Here is a 26,545-nt window from a genome sequence, read left to right as displayed (position 1 = left end):
CTCTCGCTCCGGCCTCACGTTAGCCGGTATGCCGCGCGCTCGACTCTCGGAAGTGTCGGCGCGATCTGATACACAGGCGGACATGGGTGTGAGCGTCGATGAGTTCCTGGAGATGCTGGAGGAGCTGCCCGAGGTCAAGATGAGCCACGGCGGCGAATGGATCGGCCTCAAGGTGCGCGACAAGGGGTTCGGCTATCTGTGGGAGGCGACTGAGACTGTCGGGCTCAAGGCCACGATCGAGGAGCAGATCGCGCTGGTCGCCGAGCGGCCCGAGGTGTTCGAGGTGCAGTTCACGGCGGGACGGTTCGGCTGGGTGGTGGTGCATCTCGACCGGATCGACGCCGACGAGCTGTTCGAGCTCGTGGCGGAGGCGTGGTGCCTGACCGCGCCCAAGCAGATGGTCGCCGACTTCGAGGCCGCCCACCAAATAGGGCAACAGGTGCGTCCTGGGTAATCTCGGGCTGCGTGAGCTCTGTGAACATCCGGTTGCGGGAATGGCGGGAGAGCGACGCGCTGACGGTGCTCCAGGCGTTCCAGGCCCCCGACTTGCGGCGGCAGGCGCCGTGGCCGATCGTCACGCTCAAGGACGCGCTGGGCTGGATCGCCTCCTGGGAGGGGGCCGGTCACGCTTTCGCCGTGACCGTCGGCGGCGATCAGGTGATCGGGAACGTGGCGGTGACCAGGATCGACGCGCATGACACCGGATGGGTGTCCTACTGGGTCGTGCCGGAGGCGAGAGGGCGCGGGGTCGCGGTGGCGGCCACCGAGAAGCTGGCCCGCTGGGCGTTCGACGAGCGCGGGCTCTACCGGCTCGAGCTCGGGCATCGTATGAACAATCCGGCTTCGTGCAGGGTCGCCACCAAGGCGGGGTTCCGGCCGGAGGACATCGAGCGGGGCAGGCTGCGCTATGACGGCGTGCGGCACGACGTGGAGCGGCACGCCCGCCTGGCCACCGACTGAGCACGATCCGATGGCCGTCCGCCGTCCGCTGATCTACCCTTTCTTGGGTGGACAGCGAGAGTCTGGCCGCGGCCGGGCTTCTGACAGCCTTGAGCCGGGCGTCGGAGATTCTCGCTGACTTACGCCATCCCTTCGTCAGAAGCGAGCCTTTCTCCTATTTCCTCCCGCCCGCGGGCGCCCGCGTCGGCACCACTTTCACCCTGCCCGACGGCCGCGAGGTCCGTTTCGAGGTCTCCGTCACCGCCACCTCCACCGCCTTCCGCGTGGAGGGATCGATCACCGCGGAGGACGACACGCTGCTCGAACTCCCGCGCAAGAGCCTGCCGGGCATCCACGACGGCCTCGCCGCGCTGGACGACTACGTGGGGGAGGTGGCGGCTCCGGCGGCGCGGCTGATCGACCAGCTACTGGACGAAATTGTCTAGTTGTCAGACAATGACTGCATGAGGAATGGGTCTTTGGCTGTCATCGGCGCGTCCGTGCTCTGGGGCACGGCCGGCACGGCGGGACTGCTCGTCTCCGCCGACTCCGTGGCGCTGGCCGCCGCGCGGCTGGTCATCGGGGGCGCGGTGCTCGCGCTCTTCGCCGGGGCGGGCATCAGGCGGGCGATCAGGCCGGGACTGCTGCTCGGCGCCGTGGCGGTGGCCGCCTACCAGCTGTGTTACTTCGCCGCCGTGGCCCGGACCGGCGTCGCCATCGGGACCGTGGTAGCCATCGGCAGCGGCCCGGTCTTCACCGGAGTGCTCTCGTGGCTGCTGGACAGGCGCCGGCCGAGCGGGCGGTGGACCCTGGCCACGGCGGCGGCCATCTGCGGGTGCGCGGCGCTGATCGTGGGCGGCGGCGCCGAAGCAGGCGGGCAGGTGGTCTCCGGGGTCCTGTTCGCCCTGCTCGGCGGGCTGCTGTACGCGTTCTACGCGGTCATGGCGGCGCGGGCCATCGGCGATGGGGCGCGGTCCGACGCGGTCATGGGGGTGATGTTCGGCGGGGCGGCAGTGATCATGCTGCCCATCCTGACGGTGAACGGCGTCGGGTGGCTGGGAGAGCCGCGCGGGCTGGTCGCCGTGCTCTACCTCGGGCTCGGCACCACGGCCCTGTCCTACTTCCTGTACGGCCGTGGCCTGCGGACCACCCCGGTGGCCACGGCCGCCACGCTGGCGCTGGCCGAGCCGGCCGTGGCCGCGCTGCTGGGGCTGGTGGTGCTCGGCGAGCGGCTGGCGCCGGTCTCCATCGCCGGGCTCGTGCTGCTGGCGCTCAGCCTGGCGGCGGTGGCCGTACCGGAAAAGGCCGCAGCACAGGGGAAGACTGCCGTACCGGAGAAGGAGGCCGTGCCGGAAAGGGCGTTAGAGTCGCAGGCGTGACGTTGCCGCTCAGACCCCTCTCCACCGTCGGGGCGCTCACCGACGCCCTGCGCAGCAGGGTGCTCTCCGGCGAGATCGCGCCCGGCACCCCGCTGCCCGAGCAGGAGATCGCCGCGTCGTACGGCGTGGCCAGGCCGACCGTGCGGGAGGCGCTGGCGAGCCTGGTTCATGAGGGGCTGCTCAGGCGAGAGCGCAATCGCAGCGCCTATGTCCCCGAAGTGACGATCTCGGACCTCAATGACCTCATGTACGTCCGCCGGCCCCTCGAGGACCTCATGGCGCAGGCCGTCGCCGGGCGGCAGGTGCCCACGGCGGAGGCCGCGCTGCACCGGATGGCCGCCCTGCCCGCCGGCGCGCCGTGGTCGGAGATCGTGGCCGAGCACATGGCGCTGCACCAGGCGTTGATCGAGGCCGTCGGCAGCCCGCACCTCGAACGGCTCTACGGCGTGCTCGCGGCCGAGACCAGGCTCGGCCTGGTGCGGCTGAAGGAGGTCTACATGGACAGGGACGTGCTGGTGCGCGAGCATCGCGAACTGCTCGACGCGATCTCGGGCGGCCCCGAGGACGCGGCCAGGGCGGCGGTGGCGGCGCATCTCAGCCATTCCTGGGGCGTGGAAGAGTCCGACTGAGCGCGAACCCTTGCGGGACGGCCATGGAACTCGCAAGAATCGCGGCCATGCACGGCAACCCGATGCCGGACTCCTACGTGTATGTCACGGAAGAGGGCGTCACCCGTCACTACGCGGACGGTAGCGTCGAGGCCCTTGCGTGGGAGGACGTGGTGGAGGTCCGTGTCGTCACCGAATCAGGGGAAGACGTCCTGTTCATCCTGCTCGACCGCGACGGCGAAGGCTGCGTCGTGCCCCGCTCCGCCACGGACGCCACCTTCCTCGCCCGCCTGCGCTATCTCCCGGACTTCGACCTCGATCGGCTGGCCAACGCCGCGGAGTCGGCGCACGACGGTGTGGTGGTCGTCTGGCGCAGCCCGGACCCGCCGTCCGCGCTGCCGGACCTGGAGTACGACTGACTTCTTCATATTGCGGCAACCTGGAGAAATGCCGCCGTGAACCGGATATTTCCCCGCACCGGACGCTGCACCAGATGGACCGTTCCGTCAACCCCTTGGCTTGCCCATCAAGCGTCCGATTGTGGACGTTTGACGTTATTCCCCCCGCCCGAATCGATCTTTACTCTTTAGTGGGGGCCGCCGCCCTTTGATGCGTGGGACTTGTCAACCCATGTGATTCAAGGAACGTCAAGTTATCGCGGTGCACGGAGTTGTCACAGGGTGGTGCTATGAGGGTGGGGACTGGGGAGTCCGCTGTTGTGCTCCTCAAGGCCGTGCCGCGCCGTGCGTCCAGCATTTGGACGCGGGCGTATTTACGGCTCCTGTTATTCGGGGACACGGTGTGCGCGCTGCTCGCATGCGTGTGCGTGCTGGGCGTCCGGCTGATGGCCGGCGTGTACATCCCATGGATCGAGTTCCTGCTGGGATTCGGCCTGATCGCGGCCTGGCCCGTCGCGCTCATGATGGGCGGCGCGTACCGCCAGCGGGCCAACGGCGAGGGGACGGAGGAGTTCAAGGCGGTGTTCAACGGCGGCGTCGGCCTGATGGCCACCGTCGCCATCATGGCCTACGCCACGCAGACGTCGATCGCGCGGAGCTTCGTGATGGCGATGTTGCCGCTGGCGCTGCTGGCCACGCTTTATTACCGCTACCGGATGCGCAAGCGTCTCCACCGAAGGAGAGCGGTCGGGGACTACACGCGCCAGGTGATCGCGGTCGGGCATCGGGAGTCGATCCTCGACCTGGTGATGCAGTTCAGGCGCCAGCCGTATCACGGAATGCAGGTGGTGGGAGCCTGCCTTCCCGAGCACTCGATGGACGTGGACCTGGACGGCATCCCCGTGCTCGGCTCCTTCGGCGACGTGGCGAACGTGGCCGAGAAGGAGCAGGCCGACGCGGTGGCCGTGCTGGCCTGCCCGGAGCTGGACGGCGCCGCGCTGCGCCGGCTGGCCTGGAGCCTGGAGACCGCCCGTACGGACCTCTTCGTGGCGCCGGCGCTGCTCGACGTGGCCGGGCCGCGCATCAGCATCAGGCCGGTCGCCGGGATGCCGCTCCTCCACGTGGAGCATCCCGAGTTCGACGGCACCAAGCAGCTGGTGAAGACCGTCTTCGACCGGCTGGTGGCGGCGACCGCGCTGCTGCTCCTGGCCCTGCCGCTGCTGGCGATCGCGTCGCTGATCCGCCTCACGAGCAAAGGGCCCGCGCTCTTCTATCAGACAAGAGTCGGCAAAGGCGGCCGAGAGTTCCGCGTAGTGAAATTTCGTACGATGGTGGCTGATGCGGAACGGCTCAAGGGCACCCTCCTGGATGACAACGAGTTCGACGGAGTGCTCTTCAAGATTAGGAACGATCCAAGGATCACCCGGGTAGGCGCTTTCCTACGGAAATACTCCCTCGACGAGCTGCCCCAGCTGCTGAACGTCCTGCGTGGCGAGATGTCGCTCGTCGGCCCGCGACCGCCGCTGCCGGAGGAGGTCGCCGCGTACGGCACCGACGTCCGCCGCCGCCTGGTGGTCAAGCCGGGGATGACCGGGCTCTGGCAGGTCAGCGGCCGTTCCGACCTGACGTGGGAGGAGTCCGTGCGGCTCGACCTGCGGTACGTCGAGAACTGGTCGCTCATCCTCGACCTGCAGATTCTCTGGAAGACCTGGTCCGTCGTCACCCGTGGAGAAGGGGCTTACTAGCGGTGAAAGCACTCGTGCTCGCCGGGGGGTCGGGCACACGGCTTCGGCCGATCACCCACACCTCGGCGAAACAGCTGGTGCCCGTGGCCAACAAACCGGTGTTGTTCTACGGCCTGGAGGCGATCGCGGCGACCGGGATCAGAGAGCTGGGCCTGGTGGTCGGGGACACCCATGCGGAGATCGAGGCGGCCGTGGGGGACGGGTCGGAGTTCGGGCTGCAGGTGACGTACCTGCGCCAGGAGGCGCCGCTCGGGCTGGCGCACGGCGTGCTCATCGCCCGCGACTACCTGGGCGACGAGGACTTCGTCATGTATCTCGGCGACAACTTCGTCGTGGGCGGCATCAACGGCCTGGTGGACAGGTTCGCCCGCGAGCGGCCCGCCGCCCAGATCATGCTGACCAAGGTCGGCGACCCCCGCCAGTTCGGGGTGGCGGAGCTCGACGCCGAAGGGCGGGTCGTCGGGCTGGAGGAGAAGCCGGCGCGGCCCAAGAGCGACCTGGCGCTGGTCGGGGTCTACCTGTTCAGTCCGGCCATCCACGCGGCGGTGGCCGAGCTGAAGCCGTCGTGGCGGGGCGAGCTGGAGATCACCGACGCCATCCAGTGGCTGATCGAGGAGGGACTGCGGGTCGAGTCCTCGCTGATCTCCGGCTACTGGAAGGACACCGGCAACGTCACCGACATGCTCGAGGTCAACCGGCTGGTCCTGGAGTCGGTGGAGCCGCGGATGCGCGGAGCCGTGGACGCGGCCAGCGAGCTGGTGGGCCGGGTCGTCATCGAGCGGGGGGCGGTGGTCGAGCGCTCCCGCATCGTCGGCCCGGCGATCATCGGGGAGGGCGCGCGGGTCAGCGACAGCTACGTCGGCCCCTTCACCTCCATCGGCGCCGGCTGCGCCATCACCGACAGCGAGATCGAATACTCGATCGTGCTGCCCCGGGCCTCGATCTCCGGGGTCGGCCGCATCGAGTCGTCGCTGATCGGCCACGACGTCGAGGTCACCCCGGCGCCCAACACGCCCAGAGCCCACCGCCTCGTGCTGGGCGATCACAGCAAGGTACAGATCTCTTCATGACCAGAGTCCTGGTAACGGGCGGCGCCGGGTTCATCGGCTCCCACTTCGCCCGAAGCCTCCACGACATGTACGTGACCGTCTTCGACAAGCTCACGTACGCCGGCAACCGCGCCAACCTCGAAGGGGTGCGCCACGAGTTCGTGCACGGCGACATCTGCGACGCCGACCTGCTCAGCGAGGTCGTCCCCGGGCACGACCTCGTGGTGAACTTCGCCGCCGAGTCCCACGTCGACCGGTCGATCGAGGGCGCCGCCGAGTTCATGCGCACGAACACGCTGGGCACCCAGACGCTGCTGCAGGCATGCCTGGACGCGGGGGTGCCGAAGGTGGTCCAGGTGTCCACCGACGAGGTGTACGGCTCGATCGACCTCGGCTCCTGGGACGAGTCCGCGCCGGTGCGGCCACGCTCGCCGTACGCGGCGTCGAAGGCGGGCGGTGACCTGATCGCCCTCGCCTACGCGGTCACGTACGGGCTGGACGTCTCCGTCACCCGCTGCGGCAACAACTACGGACCGCGGCAGTACCCGGAGAAGATCATCCCGCTGTTCGTCACCCGGCTGCTGCGCGGCGAGAAGGTGCCGCTGTACGGCGACGGCGGCAACGTGCGGGACTGGATCCACGTCGAGGACCACTGCGCGGGGATCCGGCTGGTCGCCGAGAAGGGGCGGCCCGGGGAGGTCTACCACATCGCGGGCACGGCGGAGCTGACCAACAGGGAGCTCACCGCGTGCCTGCTGGAGGCCTGCGGCCGTGACTGGGACCTCGTCGAGCACGTCCCGGACCGCAAGGGCCACGACCGCAGGTACTCGCTGGACGACTCCAAGCTGCGGGCGCTCGGCTACCGGCCGGAGATCCCGTTCGAGCAGGGGCTCAAGGCCACCGTCCGCTGGTACGCGGAGCACCGGGACTGGTGGGCCCGTTAACCGCGCTGGGGAGGCGTCATGAGGTGGTTGATCACGGGGGCCGGTGGCATGCTGGCCGCCGACGTCCTCGATCGGGTGGCCATGACCGGCGAGCCCGTGCTCGCGCTCGGCCGGGCCGAGCTGGACCTGTGCGACAAGCGGGCGGTATACGACTTCGTGTCCGCCTACCGGCCCAGAGCCGTGATCAACTGCGCCGCCTGGACCGCGGTGGACGACGCCGAGACGCACGAGGCCGAGGCGCTGGCCGTCAACGGGCACGCCGTGCGCTGGCTGGCCGAGGCGTGCGACCGGGCGGGCGCGCGGCTCCTGCACGTGTCCACCGACTATGTCTTCGACGGGGGCGGCGACGCGCCGTACGCCGAGGACGCGTCGACCGGGCCGGTGAACGCGTACGGCAGGACCAAGCTCGCGGGCGAGCGCGCGTCGCTGGAGCACGGGCACTACGTGGTGCGCAGCGCCTGGCTGTACGGCGCGCACGGCGCCAACTTCGTGCGGACCATGATCAGGCTGGCGGGGGAGCGGCCGACGCTGGACGTGGTGGACGACCAGCGCGGGCAACCGACATGGACCGCCGACCTCGCCGACTACCTCGTCCGCCTGGCGCAGTCGGACCTGCCGCCGGGCGTCTACCACGGCACCAGCTCAGGGGAGACGACCTGGTGCGGGTTCGCCAGGGAGATCTTCACGTTGCTGGGCGAGGACCCCGGGCGGGTGCGCCCGGTGCCGACCTCGGCCTTCCCCCGCCCGGCCCGGCGGCCGGCCAACAGCGTGCTGGCCCACACCAGGTGGGAGCCGATCCGGCACTGGCGCACGGCACTGCGCGCGGCGTGGCCCGTACTCACGGGGAGCCCTCAATGCAACGTGGCGTAGAACTCCTGGCACCGCCGGTAGTCGGGCAGGAGCCCGGTCGCGAGCGCCTCCTCCAGGGACGGCGCCTTGGCGTCCTTGTCCGACAGCACGGGCTCGACGCCGGCCGGCCACGCGATGCCGAGCGCCGGGTCGAGCGGGTGGATCCCGTGCTCGCGGCCCGGATTGTACGGCTCCGAGCACAGGTACACGACCGTCGCCTGCTCGCTCAGCGCCATGAACGCGTGCCCCAGGCCCTCGGCGACGAACATGGCACCACGCGTCTCGTCGTCAAGGACCGCCGTCTCCACGCGGCCGAAGGTGGGCGACCCCACCCTGATGTCCACGACGACGTCCAGGACGCTGCCGGACACGCACATCACGTACTTCGCCTGACCCGGGGGGACGTCCGCGAAGTGCACGCCGCGCAGCACCCCGGCGCCCGAGGTGGAGCAGTTGATCTGCGCGAGGTCGAACCGTCGCGGCAGGTCGGCCGCGCGGTACGCCTCCAGGAACGAGCCACGCGGGTCGGTGTGGACGTGCGGCGTGTGGCGCCAGACGCCGTCGATGCCGAGGGGATCCATGCGCCGCACAGTAACGAGATCACCGACCCCAGCGAAATACCAATCTTTGGAGCGTGTGAATGACCGTCTGCCGTTTATGCGGTTCCTCCGACCTGACCGGAGTCGTGGACCTGGGGGCGACGCCGCCCTGCGAGCGGATCCTGACCGCCGGGCAGCTCGACGAGCCCGAGGTCACCTATCCGCTGCACCTGCGCGTGTGCACCTCGTGCTGGCTGGCGCAGATCCCGCCGCTGATCTCCCCCGAGGAGACCTTCACGGACTACGCCTACTTCTCCTCGTACTCGACCTCGTGGGTGGAGCACGCCCGGTCCTTCGTGGCCGGGCTCGCCCTCCGGCCGGACTCGTTCGTCGTCGAGGTGGCCAGCAACGACGGCTACCTGCTGCGGCACGTGGTCGAGCGGGGGGTGCGCTGCCTGGGCATCGAGCCGTCGGTGAACGTGGGGGCGGCGGCCAGGGAGAAGGGGGTGCCGACGGTCACGGCGTTCCTGACGCCGGAGAGCGCGCGGGCCGTCGTACGGGAGCACGGGACCGCGGACTACGTCGTCGCCAACAACGTCTACGCCCACATCCCCGACGTGGTGGGCTTCACCGAGGGTCTGCGCACGCTGGTGGCGGACGACGGGCTGGTCTCCATCGAGGTGCAGCACCTGCTCACGCTGATCGAGGGCAACCAGTACGACACGATCTACCACGAGCACTTCCAGTACTACACGGTCGCCTCGGCGCAGCGGGCGCTGGCCGGCGGCGGACTGACCGTGGTGGACGTCGAGCTGCTGCCCACGCACGGGGGCTCCATCCGGCTGTGGGCGAAGCCGGCGGAGACCGCGGAGCCGCCCTCGCGGCTGGTGTCCGACGTGCTGGCGCTGGAGAAGGCGGCCGGACTGCACGAGCTGTCGGGCTACGTCGGCTTCGCGAACCGGGTGGCCAAGGTCCGGCGCGACCTGCTGCGCTTCCTGGTCGACGCCGCCGAGGACGGCAAGACGGTGGTGGGGTACGGCGCGCCGGGCAAGGGCAACACGCTGCTCAACCACTGCGGCATCCGGCCTGACCTGCTGGCGTACACGGTGGACCGCAACCCGTACAAGCACGGCAAGTTCACTCCAGGCGCCCGGATCCCGATCCTGGAGCCCGACCGGATCGCCGCCGACCGGCCGGACTACGTGCTCGTCCTGCCCTGGAACCTGCGCGACGAGCTGATCGAGCAGCTCTCCTATGTCCGTCACTGGGGCGGCCGGCTGGTCTTCCCCATCCCTGCCTTGGAGATCGTGTGAAGGTCGTCCTCTTCTGCGGCGGATACGGCACGCGCATGCGGACCGGCGCGCCGGGCGACGTGCCCAAGCCCATGCAGCTCGTCGGCCCGCGGCCGCTGCTCTGGCACGTCATGCGCTACTACGCGCACTTCGGGCACAAGGACTTCGTGCTCTGCCTCGGCTACGGCGCCGAGCAGATCAAGAACTTCTTCCTGAAGTACGAGGAGACCGCCTCCAACGACTTCGTCCTGCGCCGGGGCGACGTCGAGCTGCTGGGCAACGACATCTCGGACTGGACGATCTCGTTCGTGCACACCGGGGTCGAGTCGTCGATCGGCGAGCGGCTGCGCCGCGTCCGCGATCACCTCGACGGCGAGGAGATGTTCCTGGCCAACTACGCGGACGTGCTCACGGACGCGCCGCTGCCGGAGATCATCGAGAAGTTCACGGCGTCGGACGCGGGGGGCTCGCTGATGGCGGTGCCGCCGCCCGGCACGTTCCACTGTGTGGAGATCTCCGAGGGCGGGCTGGTCGAGCAGATCACCGCGGTCACCGAGATGCCGCTCTGGGTCAACGGCGGATATTTCGTCTTACGTCAGGAAATCTTCGATCACATCCCGAAGGACGGTGACCTGCTGGTGGACGGCTGCCGAGAGCTGGCCAAGCGCGGGCGACTGCTCGCCTACCCGTACCGCGGCTACTGGCGGCCCACCGACACGGTCAACCAGCGCCTGGAGCTGGACCGCGCCTACTCGCGCGGCGAGCGGCCGTGGGCCCTGTGGGAGCGCGCGGCATGAACCGTCTGGTCCCCGGCGGCCTGCGCAGGGTCGCCGCCCTGGCCGCGCACTGCGACGACATCGCGATCGGTGCCGGCGGCACCCTGCTGGCCATCTGCACCTCGCATCCCGGCATCCAGGTCGACGTCCTGGTCCTGTCGGGCGGCGGCACCCCGCGCGAGGACGAGGAGCGGGCGGCGCTGGCCGCGTTCTGCCCCGACGCCGACCTGCGGGTCACGGTCGCCAAGGTGCCCGACGGGCGGCTGCCCGCCCACTGGGACGAGGCCAAGGCCGCGGTCGAGGAGCTGCGCCTGCGTACCGAGCCGGACCTGATCCTCGCGCCCCAGGACGGCGACGCCCACCAGGACCACAGAGGGCTGGCCGAGCTGGTGCCCACGGCCTTCCGCGACCATCTCACGCTCGGCTACGAAATACTCAAATGGGATGGCGATCTCGGCCGGCCCAATGCGTACCAGCCGCTCGACCTCGCCCTTGCCGAGAGCAAGGTCACGCTGCTCTGGGAGCACTACCCGTCCCAGCGCCACCGCCCCTGGTTCGACAGAGAGGCCTTCCTCGGTCTGGCCAGGATCCGCGGAATCGAATGTCACGCGCGCTACGCCGAGGCCTTCTACCTGCACAAACTCTCCCTCGACCTAGCTGGAGGCTGATCGGCATGCGTGTCTTACTCACCGGGCACCAGGGTTACCTCGGCACCGTCATGGCCCCCGTGCTGGCCAAGGCGGGCCACGAGGTGGTCGGCCTGGACTCCGGGCTCTTCGCCGGCTGCGTGCTCGGCCCGGTGCCCGATGACCCGCCCGGCCACCGCGCCGACCTGCGCGACGTCAAACCCGACCTGTTCGCAGGCGTCGACGCGGTGATCCATCTGGCCGCGCTCTCCAACGACCCGCTGGGCGCGCTCGCGCCCGAGCTGACCTACGACATCAACCACCACGCCTCGGTACGGCTGGCCAGGCTGGCCCGCGACGCGGGCGTCCGCCGCTTCCTGTACGCGTCCACCTGTTCGGTGTACGGCGCCTCCGGCGGTGACGACCTGCTCGACGAGGAGGCCCCGCTGCGTCCTGTGACCCCGTACGCGGAGTCCAAGGTCCGGGTCGAGGACGACCTGCTGGAGCTGGCCGACGCCGACTTCACCCCGGTGTTCCTGCGCAACGCCACCGCGTTCGGGTTCTCGCCGCGGCTGCGGGCCGACATCGTGCTGAACAACCTCACCGGCCACGCCCACCTGACCGGCGACGTCCGGGTGCTGTCGGACGGCACCCCGTGGCGGCCGCTCGTGCACGTGGCCGACATCGCCGACGCCTTCCTGGCGGTGCTCGACGCGCCGCGCGAGGCCGTGCACGCCAAGGCGTTCAACGTGGGCGGCGAGCACAACAACCTGACGGTGGCCGAGATCGCCGAGCACGTCGTGGAGGCGGTGCCCGGCTCCCGGCTGCTGATCACCGGCGAGACCGGCGCGGACCCGCGGTCGTACCGGGTGGACTTCTCGCGCATCCGCGAGGCGCTGCCCGGCTTCCACGCCCGCTGGACGGTGAAGGCGGGCGCCGTCGAGCTGGCCGACGCGTACCGGCTCTACGGGCTGACGGCCGACGACTTCCGGCAGCGGTTCACCAGGCTGGCCTGGCTGGCCGCGCGGCAGGCGGCCGGCACGGTCTCCACGGAGCTGCGGACGTGACGGGAGAGGAGATGCACGCCCTGGTGGAGCGGCTCTACCCGCTGTGCCGCTCCATCACGGGCGACGGCGTGCGCGCCACGCTGGAGATCGTCAGCGAGCACCTGGACCTGGCCGTGCACGAGGTGCCGACCGGGACCCCGGTGCTCGACTGGACGATCCCCAAGGAGTGGAACATCCGCGACGCCTTCATCAAGGATCCCTCCGGGAGGAGGGTGGTGGACTTCCGGAGCTCCAACCTGCACGTCGTCGGCTACAGCGTGCCGGTGTCGGCCACGATGACGCTGGAGGAATTGCGGCCGCACCTGCACACGCTGCCCGACCAGCCGGACCTGGTCCCCTATCGCACCGGCTACTACGCGGAGACCTGGGGGTTCTGCCTGAGCCGGCGCACGCTCGACGGGATGGGCGAGGGGCCGTACGAGGTGGTGATCGACTCGACGCTGGCCGACGGGCACCTGACGTACGCCGAGCACGTGGTACGCGGGCGCAGCGACGACGAGGTGCTCATCTCCTGCCACGTCTGCCACCCGTCGCTGGCCAATGACAACCTGGCCGGGATCGCCGTGGCCGTCGCGCTGGCCTCCCGCCTGGAGGCGCCCCGCTACACGTACCGGTTCGTGTTCGCGCCCGGCACGATCGGCGCCATCACCTGGCTGGCGCGCAACCGCGACCGGGCCTCCAGGATCAGGCACGGGCTCACGCTGGCCTGCGCGGGCGACCGCGGGACGCTGACGTACAAGCGCAGCAGGCGAGGGGACGCCGGCATCGACCGGGTGATGACGCACGTGTTGCGGGACCGCCCGCACACCGTCGTGGACTTCTCGCCGTACGGCTACGACGAGCGCCAATATTGCTCGCCCGGCTTCGACCTGCCCGTGGGCAGTCTCACCAGGACCCCGTACGCGGGCTACCCCGAGTACCACACCTCGGGCGACGACCCGGGCTTCGTCGCGCCGGAGGCCATGGCGGACACGCTGGAGGCGCTGTGGTCGGCCGTGGAGGTCCTGGAACACGACGGCCGCTACCAGAACCTGAGCCCGTACGGCGAGCCGCAGCTCGGCCGCAGGGGCCTCTACGGTTCGCTCGGCGGACGGAGTGACACGAAACAGGCGCAAATGGCGATGTTATGGGTGTTGAACCTGTCCGACGGCGCGCACGGCCTGCTGGACATCGCCGACCGGTCGGGGCTGCCCTTCCGCGCGGTCGCCGAGGCGGCCGGCGCACTGGAGGGCGCGGGGTTGCTGAAGAGGGTGGGGGAGGACGCGTGAACCTGCGGGTGGGGGACCTCGTCGAGGTACGCGGTGAGGCGGAGATCCTGGCCACGCTGGACGAGCGGGGGGAACTGGAGAGCCTGCCGTTCATGCCGGAGATGCGGCGGTTCTGCGGCCGGCGGATGACCGTGCACAAGGTCGCGCACAAGCTCTGCGACACGATCAGCCGCAGCGGCATGCGCCGCATGGAGCGGGCCGTCCACCTGACCGGGGCCCGCTGCGACGGCCAGGCCCACGGCGGCTGCCAGACGGCCTGCTCGCTCTACTGGAAGGAGGCCTGGCTCAAACGGGTGGATCCGGATGCCCCCGAGACCCCCGCGGAGCCGGAGCCGAAGCTGCTGCCGCTGCTGCAGATCAACGCCCGCAAGGACGAGGACCACTACTCCTGCCAGGCCACCGAGCTGCTCAGGGCCGCGCCCGCCTGCCTGCCGTTCCGCGACCTCGGCCAGTACGTCACCGACGTGCGCAGCGGCAACGCCGGCGTGCTCGCGGTGCTGCGCACCTTCCTCGTCGGCCTGTTCAACCGCTTCCAGGGCCTGAGCAAGAAGGTCCTGCCGCGCCGGCTGTGGATCAGGCGCGGGCTGCGCTGGGGCTTCATCGAGGGCCGTGCGGGCAAGGTCACGCCCACGCAGAAGCTGGACCTCGCGCCCGGCGAGCTGGTCAGGATCAAGTCCAAGGAGGAGATCCTCGACACGCTCAACGACGACCTCCTCAACCGCGGGCTGGGCTTCGAGGAGGAGATGGCCCGCTACTGCGGCCGGACCGCGCGGGTGCGCGCCAGGGTCGAGCGTTGCCTGGACGAGAAGACCGGCCGGATGCTGAGCATGAAGAGCCCCTGCATCATCCTCGACGACCTCGTCTGCGAGGGGGTCTACAACGCGAGCTGCCCGCGCGAGTTCGTGCCGTTCTGGCGGGAGATCTGGCTGGAGCGCATCGAGGAAGCTCGGTGAGCGACGTCGGCGAGATCGGCAGGAAGGCCGGTCGCGGGTTGCGCTGGAGCCTGCTCGGCAACCTGGTCATGAAGGCGGGCTCGTTCGTGATGAGCCTGATCCTGGCCCGGTTGCTGGGGGCGCCGGACTTCGGCGTGTTCGCGATCGCGCTGGCCGCCAGCCAGTTCGTCGTCTACATCAACGACGCCGGGGTGATCTCCGCGGTCGTGCAGTGGCGCGGCAAACTGGAGGAGATCGCACCGACGGCGACGGTGGTCGCGATCCTGTCCAGCGTCACGCTGTACGCGCTCTTCTGGGTGATCGCGCCGTTCTACGCGCGGCTGGCCGGGAGCGAGGACGCCATCTGGGTGATCCGCATCCTCATGGCCACGAACCTGGTCTACGGGCTGACCGCGGTCCGCAGCGCCGCGCTGATGCGCGAGTTCCAGCAGGACAAGCTGGCCTGGGCCAACCTCGCCGGGTTCGGCGTCAACGCCACGGTCTCCATCATCCTGGCCGCGAACGGCGCCGGCGCCTACAGCTTCGCCTGGGGCCAGCTCGGCGGCGCCGCGCTCACCGGCGTGCTCGTGGTCGTGCTGGCCCGGGTCAGGATCGAGCTGGGATTCGACCGCGCGCTGGCCGCCCGGCTGCTCGCCTTCGGGCTGCCGCTCTGCCTCAGCCTCGGCATCGAGGGCCTGCTGCTCAACGTGGACTCGGTCATCGTCGGCGACGTGCTCGGCCCCGCGATGCTGGGCTTCTACCTGCTGGCCTTCAACATCTCCAGCTGGGTTCCCGGGCTGATCGGCACGGCCATGCGCTATGTCGCGCTGCCGAGCTTCGCCCGCCTGTCCGAAGAGGGCGGCGAGTCGCTGCGGGCGGGCATCCGGCAGGCGGTGCCGTTGCTGGCCAATCTGGTGCTGCCGATCGCGGTCCTCATGGGCACGCTCGCGCCCGCCGTCGTGGAGTTCCTGTACGGCGCCTCCTGGCTGCCGTCGGCCCAGGTGCTGCGCTTCCTGGCGATCGTCATGGTCGTGCGCATGCTGACCCTGCTGATCACCGACATCCTGGCCGCGTCCGGCGCGACGAAGTCGACCATGTGGGTGAACCTCTGCTGGGCCGTCTCGCTCGTGCCCGCCCTCCTGATCGGCGCCCGCCTCGACGGCATCGAGGGCGCCGCCGTGGCGCACGCGATCATCGCGGTGGTCGTGGCGCTGCCGCTGCTCGGGGTGGCTCTGCACCGCTCCGGCGTGCCGGTGGGGCTGTTCGGGGCGGGGCTGGCCCGGCCGCTGCTCGCCGCTGCGCCGGCCGGGATCGTCATGGCCGGGCTGGCGATGGTGCTCGACGGGGCCTTCGTCGAGCTCTGCGTGGCCGGGGGCGCGGGGCTGCTGGTGTTCGCGCTCGTCGCGGTGCCGCGTGCCGTACTGAAGCGACTGGTGCGTCAAAGGGGAGCACATGCCGGATCCTGAACTGGTCTCGATCGCCCTGCCGGTACGCAACGGCGCCGACCGGCTGCCGGGCGTGGTCCGCTCGGTGCTGGCCCAGGACTACCCGGCCATCGAGCTGGTCATCTCGGACAACGCCTCCACGGACGGCACGGAGGAGCTCTGCCGCGACCTGGCGGCGGGCGACTCCAGGATCGTCTACCACCGGCATCCGGAGAACGTCGGCCTGCTGGGCAACTTCATGCACGCGGCGCGGATCTCGCAGGGCGCGTTCGTCCGGTGGATCGGCGACGACGACCGGCTGGAGCCCACCTGCGTCTCGCGGGCGGTGGCGGCGTTCGTGGCCGACGAGCGCGTCATCCTGGTCACCAACCAGGTGTCCTACAGCGGGCCGGACGGGACGCTCAGCACGGTGCCGTACGAGGGCGCGGGGCTGGGCTCCGACGACCCGGTGGAGCGGTTCGGCGAGATGCTCAGGCTGCTCAACGAGAGCCCGTACCTCATCGACCCGCTCTACGGCCTGCTGCGGCGCGGCCCCGCCGTCGGCATTCCGCGGCGGAACATGCTGCGCGAGGACGAGGTGTTCGCCGCCAAGCTGGCGCTGGCCGGGCCGTGGGCGCACGTGCCCGAGGTGCTGTCGCACCGCAACTGGCGGCAGGAGCGCATTTCCGGCCTGGCCCGCCGCCTCGACGTGCCGTCCTGGCAGTCGCACCTGTCCAACACGCTCCAATGCCGGGAACTGCTGAGCTGGCTGCCTCATGCGGACCTCACGGGTGAGCAGCGCCGCCGGGCGCGGGCGGCGGTGTTGCGCATGTACGCGCGCCGCCAGCGCCGGACGGTCGCGCACCGCGGCCGCAAGCTGCTGTCCATGGCGCGCCTGATGTAACAGCATTCATGAACGGTTCGATTTCCTTTTTGTATCGGTACAACATGACGGGGGCGGAAATAGTGCGGTTTTGGACAACCGTCTTTGGCCTGGCCCGGAATCTTTACATCGGGCCGCCCGTCGCCCTCGCGGCGATCGGGCTCGCCCTGGCCGCGTACTTCTTCATACCGTCCCGATACGTGTCCACCGCCTCCATGGTGCTCACGGTCCCCGCCACCGGCGGGACGCTGGAGACCCAGCCGCAGCAGAAGCCGGGGCTGACCAATCCGCTGCTGCAGTTCAACGACGCGTTGCGGACGACCGCAGGCATCCTCATCCTGGCCACCAACACGCCCGAGGTGGCCGCCGAGCTCGGCGTGAAGGAGGGCGGGCCCACGGCCCTGACCATCAACGACGGCCGTACGAACCCGGACCTGCTGGGCATCAGCACCAACGGGCCGTTCGTCTACGTCGAGGTGGAGAGCACCTCGCCGGCCGTGGTCAGGGACGTCATGCGCAAGGCCCAGCAGCGCGTCAGGGTGGAGCTGGCCCGGCGGCAGACGGCGCTGGACGCGCCTGTGAGCACGCACATCGGGATCCTGGACGTGATGCCCGCCTCCGTCCCCAAGCCGGTCATCCAGGACCGTCTGCTGGCCTCGGCCGGCGGCGGGCTGTTCGGGGTGGTCGCCGGGTTCGGCGTGGCCTACGGCGTGCGGCGTGTCAAGGCGGCCCGCCACGCCCACGCCCACGCCCATGCCCACGCGACCGCACCCGAGCCCGAGCCTGAGCTCCGTCGCGAGCCCCGTCCCGAGCTCCGTCCCGAGCCCGAGGGTGCGGTCGGAGCCGGTGCCGCCGCGTCCAATGGCGAGGGGTCCAACGGCAAGGCGGCCGACGGTGAGGTCGCGTGGGAAGACGACGGCGAGCTGCGCAACGGCTCGAAGTCGCAGGTGGCGACCTTCCCGGTCTTCACCGTCAGGCTCCCGGACTTCGCCGACGACGACACCCGCCCCATCCAGGCCATCAAGGTGGAAGACGACTAGCTGGACTCCACCACCTGGGCGCACCGGCGGATGGCGGCCATCCTGGCCTCCGCCGGCGTGTGCGACTTGGCCGAGATCATCATGCCCGTCGCCTCGGGCGGCAGCCGGTCGGCGAAGGCGACCGCCTGGGCCACGTCCCACGGCTCATGGTTGTAGCTCAAGTGGCAGATCGTCGTGTTGATCGGCGGCGATGATTTCAGCACCTCGTCGACGAAGACCCCGTACAGGATGAACTCGGAGACGTGCAGCTGGGAGTTGAACGCGTCCAGCCAGTCCCGCCCGGTGACCTTGGTGATGCGGCGCTGCATGGCCCGCACGATCTCGGGATCCCAGAACGTCATAGCGGTCACGTAGTCGGGCAGGGGCGGAGGCGGCGCGGGCGGCAGGCCGAGCAGGTCGCGGGCGACCTGATGCCAGATGACGTGCCGCTCCATCTCGGCGGTCACGCCGTTGTCCAGCCGGTAGAGGCACAGCCGCCCGTCCACCATGAACGACTCGACACTGGTCGGGCGGACGAGCACCGCGTCGGAGTCGACGATGAGCAGGGCGTCGGCGTCGATGAGGCCGACCGCGGCGATCTTCACGGTCTGCTGCATGACCCAGCCGCGCAGCGGGGGCCAGGGGTGGCGGTAGTTGACGTACAGATCCGTCTTGGGCAGGCGGACGTACCTGCGGGGCAGCAGCTCCGAGCGGACCCACACATGGCAGCGCGGGCCTTCGAACCTGGCGAAGACCTCGCGGTCGCCGGGTGGCACGAAGACGTGGTGGATGGTGTCGTCCGAGGTGAACTCGAGAACCGAGCGGTGGAGTTCGGCGAACAGTTCCACGTCCGGGGCGTAGGACGGCGTGATGACCGCCAGCTTGCTCACAGGGGGCTCCCATCGGGTCCGATGATCTCGGCGCATCGCTGGATCGCCGCCAGCCTGGCACTCATGGGTGTCCGGGACTTGGCCGAGATCATCATGCCCACAGCGGCGGCGGGCAGCCGGTCGGCGAAGGCGACGGCTCCGGGCTGGTCCAGGGGCACGCGATCCCACCGGCTGTGGCAGATCGCGTTGTTGACCGGGGGCGAGGCCCCGAGCACGTCCTCGACGAACACGCCGTAGACGATGAACTCCGAGACCTGCAGGTAGGACGTGAAGGCGGCGAGCCAGTCGCGGCCGGTGACCTCGGTGATCCGCCGCTGCATGGCGCGGACGATGGCCGGGTCCCAGCACGTCAGCGAGCTCACGTAGTCGGGCAGGGGCAGCGGGGCGGGACCCGGCACGCCGAGCAGTTCGCGGGCGACCCGGTGCCAGGTGACGTGGTCGGTCATGGACTCGTGGACCCCGTCCGCCACGCGGTACAGGCTCACCTGGCCGTCCTCGATGAAGAGGTCGGGCGTGGCCTCGCGGATCAGGACCACGTCGGAGTCCACGACGAGCACGACCTTGGCGTCGAGCCGCGCGGTGACGGCGATCTTCACGACCTGCTGCGCCACCCAGCCGCGCAGCGGCGGCCAGGGCCGGATCGGATCGATCCAAAAGCCCGCGCGGGGCACCGGGACGATGCGGCGCGGGAGCACCTCGGCGTACGTCCACAGGCGGCACCGCGGCCCCTCGAACGAGGCGAACCGCGGGCGGTCGGCCGACGAGACGATCACGTGGTGGACGGTGTCCTCCGACGTGTACGCGAGGACGGATCGGTGCAGGTGGGCGAAGAGCTCGCGGTCGGGACCGTACGTGGGCGTGACGACGGCCAGTGCGCTCATGAAGGTGCTCTCCAGTCCCCCGCGGCCAGGTGGTAACGCCCCTGTCTTCCATATCGTGCCGCTTGGGATGGTGTTACAGGGTTTTGTGTAACGCTCCACCCCTTCCCGGGCGACATTCATGAGGCGGGAACTCGCGGGGGAGGGCGTGTGGATTTCTGGGGGACCATCCTCGTCCTGATGCGGCGATGGTACGTCGCCCTACCGGCCTTCTTACTGGCCGTCGGCGCGGCCTTCTACGCGTACTCCACCATCCCGGTCACCTACAAGGTCTCCGCGGTCCTGGTGCTCACCGCGCCGACGAGCGGCGGCGTCCTGCCGCCCGATCCCGACCAGCCCGTTCCGAAGGTCAACCCGCTGCTGAACTTCGACCACGGGCTCGACGTGGCCGCCTCGATGCTGATCAACGTCATGAGCACGCCGGACATGGTGGCCGCGATGGGCGTGCAGCCCGGCGGCGAGACCACGTACGCGGTCACCAACGGCACCAACAACCTGGAGTCGCTGGCGACCGGCCCGCTCGTGTTCGTGGAGGGGGAGAGCCGCACGCCGGAGGCCGCCACGGAGATGACGCGCAAGGCCATCAAGCGCGTCAAGCAGGAAATGGACCTGCGCCAGCGGCAGGTGCAGGCGCCACGGGAGACGTACATCACGATCAGCGAGGCCGTGCCGCCGACCACGCCCGTGCCGCAGCAGGGCAGGAAGCTGCGCTCCTCCGCCTCGGCGCTCGGCCTGGGGGTGATCGCCGCCCTGTGCGCGTCCTTCGCCGCGGAGAGCCTGTCAGGGCCGCTGAAGAGGTGGCTGGGGCGGAGACGAGGGAATCCCGAGCCGATGGACAGGGAAATCGTCGAGGCCGAGAAGGTGGGGGCGTAGCCGGTGGCCGTCCGGACTCCCGGCGCTCCGCCGGCGGCGATGCGCGCGGACGGCGCCCCGCCGCTGCCGGGGCGCGCCGACGGGGCGACCATCGCGGCCGTGTTCGCGGTGGCCCTGCTCATCGTGCCCGCGCGCCTGGTGCTGAAGTACATCCCGCTGTCCCTCACCCCCGCGAACGTGGTGAGTCTCGCGGCGGCGCTGCTCTGGCTGTGCGCGCAGTTCACGCTCAGCCTGGGGGTGGCCAAGGGGCGCAACCCCGTGCGCACGGTTTTGTTCGCGTACTTCACCGCGATGCTGATGACCTACGGGTACTCCACCTGGGGTTACATGGACTCCGACGAGCTCAACCTGAGCGACCACCAGTTCGTGCTGGTGGTCGCGGCGGTCGGCATCGCGCTCACGGTCTGCGACGGGGTGCGGGGCAGGAAGCGGCTCGACTTCGTGATCAAGACGCTGGTGGTCTGCGGCGCGGCGATCTCGGTGATCGGGGCGTTCCAGTTCCTGTTCTCACTGGACCTGACCAGGTTCCTGGAACTGCCGATCCTGCGCTACACCAGCGAGGGCGACTCGTTCGTCCTGGAGCGGGAGGGCCTGCGCAGGGTGGCGGCCACCGCCGGCCATCCCATCGAGTTCGGCGTCACCTGCGCCATGCTGCTCCCGCTGGCAGCGCACTACGCCTACCAGGCACACATGCGCCACGAGCCCGCGCTGCGCTGGTGGGCGTGCACGCTGCTCATCGGCGGCGGGCTGATGTTCTCGGTGTCGCGCTCGGCCATGCTGAGCCTGGCCGTGGTGGGACTGGTGCTGTTCGCCGGCTGGCCCGCGCGGCGGCGGCTGCAGGCGCTGCTGCTGGCCGCCGGGTTCCTGGTGGTCATCAGGATCGCCATGCCCGGCCTGCTCAGCACGATCACCGGGCTGTTCAGCAACCTGGGCAACGACGAGAGCATCCAGTACCGGACACACGACTATGCCGTCGCCGCCCAGGAGATCAGCAAGCACTTCTGGCTGGGGCGCGGCCTGGGCACCTGGTACGCCCCCAAACACCAGATCTTCGACAACCAGTACATCCTGTCCATGGTGGAGACCGGGCTGATCGGCACCATCGCGTTCCCCGGGCTGTTCGCGGTGGGCTGCTACGCGGCGCTCAGGGCCCGGTACCTGAGCCCCGACCACGGCGACCGCGACCTCGGTCTCACCCTCGCCGCCTGCCTGCTCGTGCCGCTCGTGGGGTCGTTCACCTTCGACCTGCTGTCGTTCGCGACCGTGACCGGACTGGCGTTCCTCCTCGTCGGCGCCGCGGGATCCATGCTCAGGACCGCGCGGGCCGATCAGCTCTCGCCCTCGCAGACCAGCGGGCCGACGATCGAGGTGACCCGATAGTTCTCGTCGATGGTGACCAGCTCGTTGCCGGACCACTCGCTCTTGGCGCACTCGGAGTCGACGGGGCCGTACACCCAGGACTTGTCGACCAGCTTGTTGCCGCGCACGACCTGCCTTCCCTTGGCCTTGCGCACCTGGATGCTGAACGTGCCGCCCATGACGAGGTTGTCGGTGACCACCACGTCCTCGGACTTCTCGTCCACCAGGAAGATGGGCGCGGTGATGTCCTTCGCCGCGCGCTGGTCGACGGTGTTGTGGTGGAACAGCAGCCCCTTGCCCCCGTTGTACGCCTGGATGCCGTCGGAGTGGTCGCCGGGGTTCGAGCACAGCTTGACGTACGAGTCGCGGATCTCCACGTCGTCGCCCGAGACCCGGAAGCCGTCGCTGTGCCCCTGCACCAGCACCCTGGTCGCCTTGTACTTGTCGTAGCCGATCGCGGGCAGCGGCTCGCACTTGGTCGTGGTGCCCACCGTCGTGTCGACGATCGTGAACCGGAACGACCGGGGGCCGTCGGAGTTGATCACGTCGCCGTCGATCACGCTGTTCCTGATCGTCACGTCGTCGGCGTGGATCAGCAGATGGCCGGGCACGTGGACGCCGTCGAGCACGGTGCCGGGCTTGACGATCTTGAAGGCGACGTTCTCCGTGTTGAGCTGGACCTTGGTGAGCTGGACGCCGCGCGGCGCCCCCGTGCAGGCGGGCGTGGGGTGGTCGGGGCAGGAGGACCCGTCCGGCCGGACGATCTTCGCCGTGGAGGAAGGGCTCGGCGTCGGTTTCGCCGGCGGGGGCGGCGTGCTCTGGCAGGCCGCAAGCAGGAGGGCCAGCAGGGGGAGGAGTCTGCGCATCGCCGTCGCCTCTCAGCCGCCCAGCCGCCGCGACAGCTCGGCCCAGGAGCCCGCCTCCAGGTCGCGCCGGCTGACCTCGGTCACCGGAAGAGGCCACGCTATCCGCAAATCCGGGTCGTCGTAGCGGACCGCCAGATCCTCGGCAGGGTCGTGCTCCCGGTCGATGCGGTAGCACGTGTCGGCGGGCTCGGTGAGCGCCTGGAAGCCGTGCAGGAAGCCCGCGGGCACGTACAACGTCACGAAGTCCTCGTCGTCCAGCCGCACCGCCATGCCGCGCCCGAACGTCGGCGACTGCGGCCTGATGTCCACGAGGACGTCGAGGATCGCGCCCCTGGCGCACCGGACCAGCTTCGCCTCGCCCTTGCCCGACCGCCCGTGCATCCCGCGGATGGTGCCGCGGCGGGAGCGGGACTGGCTGTCCTGGATGAACGCCCCAGGGTCCAGACCCGCCTCGGCGGCGACGGCCGCGTCGAAGGTCCTGGTGAACAGGCCGCGGCTGTCGTGGTGCGGCGTGGGCCGGAACAACAGCACCCCGTCGAGCTCGCCGTGCTCCACTTTCATGTGAGGTCCTCCTGATGAAGCCGACGGTCAGTGTCGTCATTCCGGCGCACAACGAGGAAGCGGTCATCGCGGCGGCGCTGGACCTGCTGCTCGCCGGGACCGAGCCCGGCGAGTTCGACGTCGTCGTGGTGGCCAACGCCTGCGCCGACGGCACGGCGCGGGCCGCCGCGCGGGAGGGCGTGCGGGTCCTGGAGACCCCGATCCCGGGCAAGGTCAACGCGTTGCGCATGGGCGACGCGGCCTGTCAGGTCTTTCCGCGCGTCTACATGGACGCGGACGTACGCGTCGACGCGGCGTCCGTGCGGGCGCTGGCCGCGGCGGCCGCCCGGCCGGGCGTCCTCGCCTGCGCGCCTGCGCCGGAGTGGGACCTGCGCGGTACGGGCCCTGTGGTCCGGCGCGTGCACCGGGTGCACGACCGGCTCATCGCGCCGTCCAGGGCGCTGGCCGGGGTGGGGGTCTACGTGCTCGACGAGCGCGGCCACGAGCGGGCCTTCCCGCTGCCCGACGTGATCTCCGACGACGGCTGGGTGGACGGCTGCTTCGCCGGCGAGGAGCGGGTCGTGGTGGCCGAGGCCCGCTCGGTCGTACGCCCCGCCCGCACCGTGCGCGCCCACCTCCGCCGGCGCGTACGGGTCCGGCAGGGCAACTGGCAGCTCGCCGAGCTGGGCCGCCCCGCGCGCACGCTGCGTGCGGGGGCTCTGGGCGCGTTGCTGGCCGCGCGGGCGGTCAGCCCGCTCGACGCCGCCTGCTACCTGGCCGTCCTGGCCCTGGACCGGCTGCTCACCAAGATCCGCGGCGACCGGGCGAGCTGGGGGACCGACGCCGGCAGCCGTCATCGCGATCCCACGGCGGCCTCGTAGGCCGCCAGCAACGCCGCTTTCGAGTGCTCCCACGACAGCGGCCCCGCGACCCTCTCGCGCCCGATCTCACCCATCCGCCGCCGCTCGTCCGGGTCGTCCAGCAGCCGCACGATCAGCTTGGCGAACTCGGACTCGTCGTTCGCCGGCGCGTACACGGCCGCCTCGCCGGCCGACACCCGCGCCTCGCGCAGCTCGAACGAGACGATGGGCCGGGCCATCGCCATGTACTCCATGACCTTGTTCATCGTCGAGACGTCGTTGAGCGGGTTGAGCGGGTCCGGCGACAGGCACACGTCGGCCGTGGACAGGTAGCGCATCAGGTCCTCGTCGGGGATCCTGCCGGTGAACTCGACGCAGTCCGCCAGGCCCAGCTCGCGCGAGAGCGCCACCATCGCGTCGAAGGTGTCGCCGCCGCCGATGAACACCGCGTGCCAGTCCGCGCGCCCGTGCTCGTCCCGCAGCCGCGCCAGGCTGCGCAGCGCGTAGTCCACGCCGTCCTGCGGCCCCATCACGCCCAGGTAGCACAGCAGGTACGGCTTCCCGCGCCGTACGGACTCGTCCTGCGGCACCTGGTGGAACCGCTCGACCACCGGCGCGCTGCGTACCACGAAGACCTCCTCGGGCCGCTTGCCGCCACGCGTCAGCGCCACCTCCCGATAGCTCTCGTTGGTCGCGATCACCACGTGCGCCGCCCGGTACGTCATCCGCTCCAGCCGGCACACCGCCCGGTACAGCAGGTCCTCACCCCGGCTGAACCGGGACAGGTACAGCTCGGGCACCAGGTCGTGCTGGTCGAAGACGAACCGGGTGCCCTTGCCCCGCATGGCCCGGGCGACCAGGAAGAACAGGTCGGGCGGGTTGCAGCCGTGCACCACGTCGAACCGGCCCAGCCGCCGGGCCAGGCGGAAGGTGTGCCACAGCGCCGAGCCGTACTCGCGCAGGTAGCCGCCGGGGCCGCCGGTCGCGGCCTGGAGCGGGTAGCGGTGGATGTGGATGCCGTCGATGACGACCTCCGGCTCGGTGTCCTGCTTGGCACCCCGCGGGCAGATGACGTGCACCTCCCAGCCCGCCTCGTGCAGCGCCCTGCTCTCCTGCCAGACCCGCCGGTCCAGCGGCACGGACAGGTTCTCGACGAGGATCAGCGCTCTACCAGCCAATGCCTGTGTACTCCCGTCTGCCCCGGAGGGCTTCCGCGTCTGGAATGCGTACGAGATCGACGATCGTCCGGTCCCCGGCACGTTCCAGCGCCTCCAGCACCGGCGGATCCGCGCACCCGATCACGCACACCTCCGCGTGTTCCAGCACTTGGTCCACCGAGTCGCCGAGTAACTCGCCGAGGTGCGGCAGGCGCTCGGCGATGTAGGCGCGGTTGGCGCCCATCAGCCGGGACATCGACACGTTGGCGTCGTAGATCCGCAGGTCGTAGCCCTTGCCGAGGAGCCGCTCCGCCAGCTCGACCAGAGGGCTCTCGCGCAGGTCGTCCGTGCCGGGCTTGAACGACAGCCCGAACAGGCCGATCCGGCGCCTGCCCGGCGCGGTGACCAGCTCGAAGGCCCGCTGCAGGTGCGCCTCGTTGGCCGGGAGCACGTGGGACAGCAGCGGGATCGCCACGTCGGCCTTCCTGGCCGCGTACACCAGGCCGCGCAGGTCCTTCGGCAGGCAGGAGCCGCCGAAGGCGAACCCGGGGCGCAGGTAGGCGGGGCTGATGTTGAGCTTGCGGTCGGCCAGGAACACGTCCATCACGCGGTGCGAGTCGAGCCCCATGGACTGGCAGATCGCGCCCAGCTCGTTGGCGAACCCGATCTTCACCGCGTGGAACGCGTTGTCCGCGTATTTGGCCATCTCGGCCACCGGGATCGGCACCCGGAACACCTCGCCGGGCAGCCCTTCGTACAGCGCGGCCACCACGTCCCCGGTGGCCGCGTCGGACTCGCCGATCACCGTCTTGGGCGGCGCGAAGAAGTCCCGCACGCTGGTGCCCTCGCGCAGGAACTCGGGGTTGACCGCGACCCCGAAGTCCGTCCCCGCCCGCAGCCCCGACGACAACTCCAGGATCGGGATGAGCAGGTCGGCGCAGGTGCCGGGGAGCATCGTGCTGCGGAAGACCACCACATGGCGCCCGGTCAGCGACCGCCCGATCTGGTCGGCCACCCGCTCGAGGAAAGTGGTCGACAGGCTGCCGTTGGGCTCCGACGGGGTTCCGACGCAGACCAGCGACACCTCGCTGTCCCTGACCGCCTCCGCCGCGTCCGTGGTGGCGCGCAGCGCGCCCTCGCCGACGGTCTTGGCGATCAGCTCCCCGATGCGCTCCTCGACGATCGGCGCGTGGCCGCTGTTGATCAGATCGACCTTGACCGGGTTGACGTCGACGCCCACGACCTGGTGCCCCATCGAGGCCAAGCAGGCAGCCGAGACACATCCGACATAGCCGAGCCCGAAGACACTGATCCGCATAGCCGCCTCCGCTGTGGACCGTCTGGTGTGGACCCTCTGGAGAGCAGCGCGCGATTTCCCCCCGCCT

At 70.3% G+C, this 26,545-nt stretch carries 29 protein-coding genes; 22 read left to right on the top strand and 7 right to left on the bottom strand.

The annotated features are described in order from the left end of the window. Positions 1-82 precede the first annotated feature (82 nt). From ACIBX3_RS21650 to rfbD, 10 genes are all read left to right on the top strand, one after another. Positions 83-454, top strand: a complete 372-nt coding sequence (locus tag ACIBX3_RS21650; protein WP_397119578.1) for an MmcQ/YjbR family DNA-binding protein — start codon at positions 83-85, stop codon at positions 452-454. Positions 455-465: 11 nt separating this feature from the next. After that, a complete protein-coding gene (locus ACIBX3_RS21645; RefSeq protein WP_397119576.1) occupies positions 466-960 on the top strand; it encodes a GNAT family N-acetyltransferase in 495 nt (164 codons plus the stop codon). 47 nt (positions 961-1,007) lie between these two features. Then, positions 1,008-1,385 (top strand): hypothetical protein, encoded by a 378-nt coding sequence (locus ACIBX3_RS21640; RefSeq protein ID WP_397119574.1) that lies wholly within the window; start codon positions 1,008-1,010, stop codon positions 1,383-1,385. Between the two features lie 33 nt (positions 1,386-1,418). Then, the gene (locus ACIBX3_RS21635; protein ID WP_397119572.1) at positions 1,419-2,318 is read left to right on the top strand and encodes a DMT family transporter; all 900 of its coding nucleotides are present in this window, start codon (positions 1,419-1,421) and stop codon (positions 2,316-2,318) included. Next, positions 2,315-2,947 (top strand): GntR family transcriptional regulator, encoded by a 633-nt coding sequence (locus tag ACIBX3_RS21630; protein WP_397119570.1) that lies wholly within the window; start codon positions 2,315-2,317, stop codon positions 2,945-2,947. Before ACIBX3_RS21635 ends, ACIBX3_RS21630 begins: the two co-directional genes overlap by 4 nt. A 23-nt stretch (positions 2,948-2,970) precedes the next feature. Continuing rightward, positions 2,971-3,345, top strand: a complete 375-nt coding sequence (locus ACIBX3_RS21625) for a hypothetical protein (protein WP_397119568.1) — start codon at positions 2,971-2,973, stop codon at positions 3,343-3,345. Between the two features lie 269 nt (positions 3,346-3,614). Continuing rightward, positions 3,615-5,069 carry a sugar transferase gene (locus tag ACIBX3_RS21620; protein WP_397119566.1) on the top strand — a complete coding sequence of 485 codons (1,455 nt, stop codon included), beginning with the start codon at positions 3,615-3,617 and terminating at the stop codon, positions 5,067-5,069. Between the two features lie 2 nt (positions 5,070-5,071). Next, a complete protein-coding gene (locus ACIBX3_RS21615) occupies positions 5,072-6,139 on the top strand; it encodes a glucose-1-phosphate thymidylyltransferase (RefSeq protein ID WP_397119564.1) in 1,068 nt (355 codons plus the stop codon). Next, positions 6,136-7,062: a dTDP-glucose 4,6-dehydratase gene (rfbB, locus tag ACIBX3_RS21610; protein ID WP_397119562.1), complete on the top strand. Its 927-nt coding sequence runs from the start codon at positions 6,136-6,138 to the stop codon at positions 7,060-7,062. The genes ACIBX3_RS21615 and rfbB overlap by 4 nt, the downstream gene beginning before the upstream one ends. 18 nt (positions 7,063-7,080) lie before the next feature. Further along, a complete protein-coding gene (gene rfbD / locus ACIBX3_RS21605; RefSeq protein WP_397119560.1) occupies positions 7,081-7,932 on the top strand; it encodes a dTDP-4-dehydrorhamnose reductase in 852 nt (283 codons plus the stop codon). Here the strand turns inward: rfbD and ACIBX3_RS21600 are convergent. Continuing rightward, positions 7,914-8,492 carry a dTDP-4-dehydrorhamnose 3,5-epimerase family protein gene (locus ACIBX3_RS21600; protein WP_397119558.1) on the bottom strand — a complete coding sequence of 193 codons (579 nt, stop codon included), beginning with the start codon at positions 8,490-8,492 and terminating at the stop codon, positions 7,914-7,916. The genes rfbD and ACIBX3_RS21600 overlap by 19 nt on opposite strands. A 59-nt stretch (positions 8,493-8,551) precedes the next feature. Between ACIBX3_RS21600 and ACIBX3_RS21595 the strand changes: the two genes are divergently transcribed. The 9 genes from ACIBX3_RS21595 (at position 8,552) to ACIBX3_RS21555 (ending at position 17,758) form a co-directional block, all read left to right on the top strand. Beyond that, positions 8,552-9,763: a methyltransferase domain-containing protein gene (locus tag ACIBX3_RS21595; RefSeq protein ID WP_397119556.1), complete on the top strand. Its 1,212-nt coding sequence runs from the start codon at positions 8,552-8,554 to the stop codon at positions 9,761-9,763. Beyond that, positions 9,760-10,539: a glucose-1-phosphate cytidylyltransferase gene (locus tag ACIBX3_RS21590; RefSeq protein ID WP_397119554.1), complete on the top strand. Its 780-nt coding sequence runs from the start codon at positions 9,760-9,762 to the stop codon at positions 10,537-10,539. Before ACIBX3_RS21595 ends, ACIBX3_RS21590 begins: the two co-directional genes overlap by 4 nt. Continuing rightward, positions 10,536-11,186 (top strand): PIG-L deacetylase family protein, encoded by a 651-nt coding sequence (locus ACIBX3_RS21585; protein ID WP_397119552.1) that lies wholly within the window; start codon positions 10,536-10,538, stop codon positions 11,184-11,186. The genes ACIBX3_RS21590 and ACIBX3_RS21585 overlap by 4 nt, the downstream gene beginning before the upstream one ends. A 5-nt stretch (positions 11,187-11,191) precedes the next feature. Beyond that, entirely contained in the window at positions 11,192-12,211 is a 1,020-nt protein-coding gene (locus ACIBX3_RS21580; RefSeq protein WP_397119550.1) for an NAD-dependent epimerase/dehydratase family protein, read from the top strand. After that, positions 12,208-13,479, top strand: a complete 1,272-nt coding sequence (locus ACIBX3_RS21575; protein ID WP_397119548.1) for a DUF4910 domain-containing protein — start codon at positions 12,208-12,210, stop codon at positions 13,477-13,479. The genes ACIBX3_RS21580 and ACIBX3_RS21575 overlap by 4 nt, the downstream gene beginning before the upstream one ends. Beyond that, complete coding sequence (locus ACIBX3_RS21570; protein ID WP_397119546.1) at positions 13,476-14,432, top strand: hypothetical protein; 957 nt, start codon at positions 13,476-13,478, stop codon at positions 14,430-14,432. Before ACIBX3_RS21575 ends, ACIBX3_RS21570 begins: the two co-directional genes overlap by 4 nt. After that, positions 14,429-15,877 carry an oligosaccharide flippase family protein gene (locus tag ACIBX3_RS21565; protein WP_397119544.1) on the top strand — a complete coding sequence of 483 codons (1,449 nt, stop codon included), beginning with the start codon at positions 14,429-14,431 and terminating at the stop codon, positions 15,875-15,877. Before ACIBX3_RS21570 ends, ACIBX3_RS21565 begins: the two co-directional genes overlap by 4 nt. After that, complete coding sequence (locus ACIBX3_RS21560; protein WP_397119542.1) at positions 15,864-16,739, top strand: glycosyltransferase family 2 protein; 876 nt, start codon at positions 15,864-15,866, stop codon at positions 16,737-16,739. Before ACIBX3_RS21565 ends, ACIBX3_RS21560 begins: the two co-directional genes overlap by 14 nt. A gap of 179 nt (positions 16,740-16,918) precedes the next feature. Beyond that, positions 16,919-17,758 carry a hypothetical protein gene (locus ACIBX3_RS21555; protein WP_397119540.1) on the top strand — a complete coding sequence of 280 codons (840 nt, stop codon included), beginning with the start codon at positions 16,919-16,921 and terminating at the stop codon, positions 17,756-17,758. Here the strand turns inward: ACIBX3_RS21555 and ACIBX3_RS21550 are convergent. Both ACIBX3_RS21550 and ACIBX3_RS21545 read right to left on the bottom strand, forming a co-directional pair. Further along, positions 17,755-18,627, bottom strand: coding sequence for a DUF6492 family protein (locus ACIBX3_RS21550; RefSeq protein WP_397119538.1), 873 nt, complete (start codon positions 18,625-18,627; stop codon positions 17,755-17,757). The two genes, ACIBX3_RS21555 and ACIBX3_RS21550, sit on opposite strands and share 4 nt — an antisense overlap. Further along, the gene (locus ACIBX3_RS21545) at positions 18,624-19,508 is read right to left on the bottom strand and encodes a DUF6492 family protein (RefSeq protein WP_397119536.1); all 885 of its coding nucleotides are present in this window, start codon (positions 19,506-19,508) and stop codon (positions 18,624-18,626) included. The genes ACIBX3_RS21550 and ACIBX3_RS21545 overlap by 4 nt, the downstream gene beginning before the upstream one ends. A 177-nt stretch (positions 19,509-19,685) precedes the next feature. On the opposite strand from ACIBX3_RS21545, the gene ACIBX3_RS21540 reads away from it, so the two are divergent. Together ACIBX3_RS21540 and ACIBX3_RS21535 are read left to right on the top strand one after the other, a co-directional pair. Beyond that, positions 19,686-20,378 (top strand): hypothetical protein, encoded by a 693-nt coding sequence (locus ACIBX3_RS21540; RefSeq protein ID WP_397119534.1) that lies wholly within the window; start codon positions 19,686-19,688, stop codon positions 20,376-20,378. A gap of 3 nt (positions 20,379-20,381) precedes the next feature. Next, entirely contained in the window at positions 20,382-21,758 is a 1,377-nt protein-coding gene (locus ACIBX3_RS21535) for an O-antigen ligase family protein (RefSeq protein ID WP_397119532.1), read from the top strand. Here ACIBX3_RS21535 and ACIBX3_RS21530 read toward each other — a convergent pair. Next, positions 21,707-22,603, bottom strand: a complete 897-nt coding sequence (locus tag ACIBX3_RS21530) for a hypothetical protein (protein WP_397119530.1) — start codon at positions 22,601-22,603, stop codon at positions 21,707-21,709. The two genes, ACIBX3_RS21535 and ACIBX3_RS21530, sit on opposite strands and share 52 nt — an antisense overlap. 12 nt (positions 22,604-22,615) lie before the next feature. After that, a complete protein-coding gene (locus ACIBX3_RS21525; protein ID WP_397119528.1) occupies positions 22,616-23,164 on the bottom strand; it encodes a dTDP-4-dehydrorhamnose 3,5-epimerase family protein in 549 nt (182 codons plus the stop codon). Between the two features lie 14 nt (positions 23,165-23,178). Between ACIBX3_RS21525 and ACIBX3_RS21520 the strand changes: the two genes are divergently transcribed. Then, complete coding sequence (locus ACIBX3_RS21520; protein ID WP_397119526.1) at positions 23,179-24,024, top strand: glycosyltransferase; 846 nt, start codon at positions 23,179-23,181, stop codon at positions 24,022-24,024. Here the strand turns inward: ACIBX3_RS21520 and ACIBX3_RS21515 are convergent. Continuing rightward, positions 23,997-25,181: a glycosyltransferase family 4 protein gene (locus ACIBX3_RS21515; protein ID WP_397119524.1), complete on the bottom strand. Its 1,185-nt coding sequence runs from the start codon at positions 25,179-25,181 to the stop codon at positions 23,997-23,999. The genes ACIBX3_RS21520 and ACIBX3_RS21515 overlap by 28 nt on opposite strands. Beyond that, the gene (locus tag ACIBX3_RS21510) at positions 25,171-26,478 is read right to left on the bottom strand and encodes a nucleotide sugar dehydrogenase (RefSeq protein ID WP_397119522.1); all 1,308 of its coding nucleotides are present in this window, start codon (positions 26,476-26,478) and stop codon (positions 25,171-25,173) included. Before ACIBX3_RS21510 ends, ACIBX3_RS21515 begins: the two co-directional genes overlap by 11 nt. Positions 26,479-26,545 lie beyond the last annotated feature (67 nt).

It is taken from the genome of Nonomuraea sp. NPDC049480, from assembly GCF_044465905.1.
Taxonomy (GTDB): domain Bacteria; phylum Actinomycetota; class Actinomycetes; order Streptosporangiales; family Streptosporangiaceae; genus Nonomuraea.
This window is presented reverse-complemented; position numbering and strand designations above follow the sequence as displayed.

Excerpts from the sequence above, each read along its gene's own strand:
- ACIBX3_RS21650 (WP_397119578.1), top strand. The coding sequence starts at position 83 with ATGGGTGTGAGCGTCGATGAGTTCCTGGAGATGCTGGAGGAGCTGCCC.
- ACIBX3_RS21625 (WP_397119568.1), top strand. The coding sequence starts at position 2,971 with ATGGAACTCGCAAGAATCGCGGCCATGCACGGCAACCCGATGCCGGAC.
- ACIBX3_RS21620 (WP_397119566.1), top strand. The coding sequence starts at position 3,615 with ATGAGGGTGGGGACTGGGGAGTCCGCTGTTGTGCTCCTCAAGGCCGTG.
- rfbB (WP_397119562.1), top strand. The coding sequence starts at position 6,136 with ATGACCAGAGTCCTGGTAACGGGCGGCGCCGGGTTCATCGGCTCCCAC.
- rfbD (WP_397119560.1), top strand. The coding sequence starts at position 7,081 with ATGAGGTGGTTGATCACGGGGGCCGGTGGCATGCTGGCCGCCGACGTC.
- ACIBX3_RS21600 (WP_397119558.1), bottom strand. The coding sequence starts at position 8,492 with ATGGATCCCCTCGGCATCGACGGCGTCTGGCGCCACACGCCGCACGTC.
- ACIBX3_RS21595 (WP_397119556.1), top strand. The coding sequence starts at position 8,552 with ATGACCGTCTGCCGTTTATGCGGTTCCTCCGACCTGACCGGAGTCGTG.
- ACIBX3_RS21585 (WP_397119552.1), top strand. The coding sequence starts at position 10,536 with ATGAACCGTCTGGTCCCCGGCGGCCTGCGCAGGGTCGCCGCCCTGGCC.
- ACIBX3_RS21580 (WP_397119550.1), top strand. The coding sequence starts at position 11,192 with ATGCGTGTCTTACTCACCGGGCACCAGGGTTACCTCGGCACCGTCATG.
- ACIBX3_RS21560 (WP_397119542.1), top strand. The coding sequence starts at position 15,864 with ATGCCGGATCCTGAACTGGTCTCGATCGCCCTGCCGGTACGCAACGGC.
- ACIBX3_RS21545 (WP_397119536.1), bottom strand. The coding sequence starts at position 19,508 with ATGAGCGCACTGGCCGTCGTCACGCCCACGTACGGTCCCGACCGCGAG.
- ACIBX3_RS21540 (WP_397119534.1), top strand. The coding sequence starts at position 19,686 with ATGCGGCGATGGTACGTCGCCCTACCGGCCTTCTTACTGGCCGTCGGC.
- ACIBX3_RS21530 (WP_397119530.1), bottom strand. The coding sequence starts at position 22,603 with ATGCGCAGACTCCTCCCCCTGCTGGCCCTCCTGCTTGCGGCCTGCCAG.
- ACIBX3_RS21525 (WP_397119528.1), bottom strand. The coding sequence starts at position 23,164 with ATGAAAGTGGAGCACGGCGAGCTCGACGGGGTGCTGTTGTTCCGGCCC.
- ACIBX3_RS21520 (WP_397119526.1), top strand. The coding sequence starts at position 23,179 with ATGAAGCCGACGGTCAGTGTCGTCATTCCGGCGCACAACGAGGAAGCG.
- ACIBX3_RS21510 (WP_397119522.1), bottom strand. The coding sequence starts at position 26,478 with ATGCGGATCAGTGTCTTCGGGCTCGGCTATGTCGGATGTGTCTCGGCT.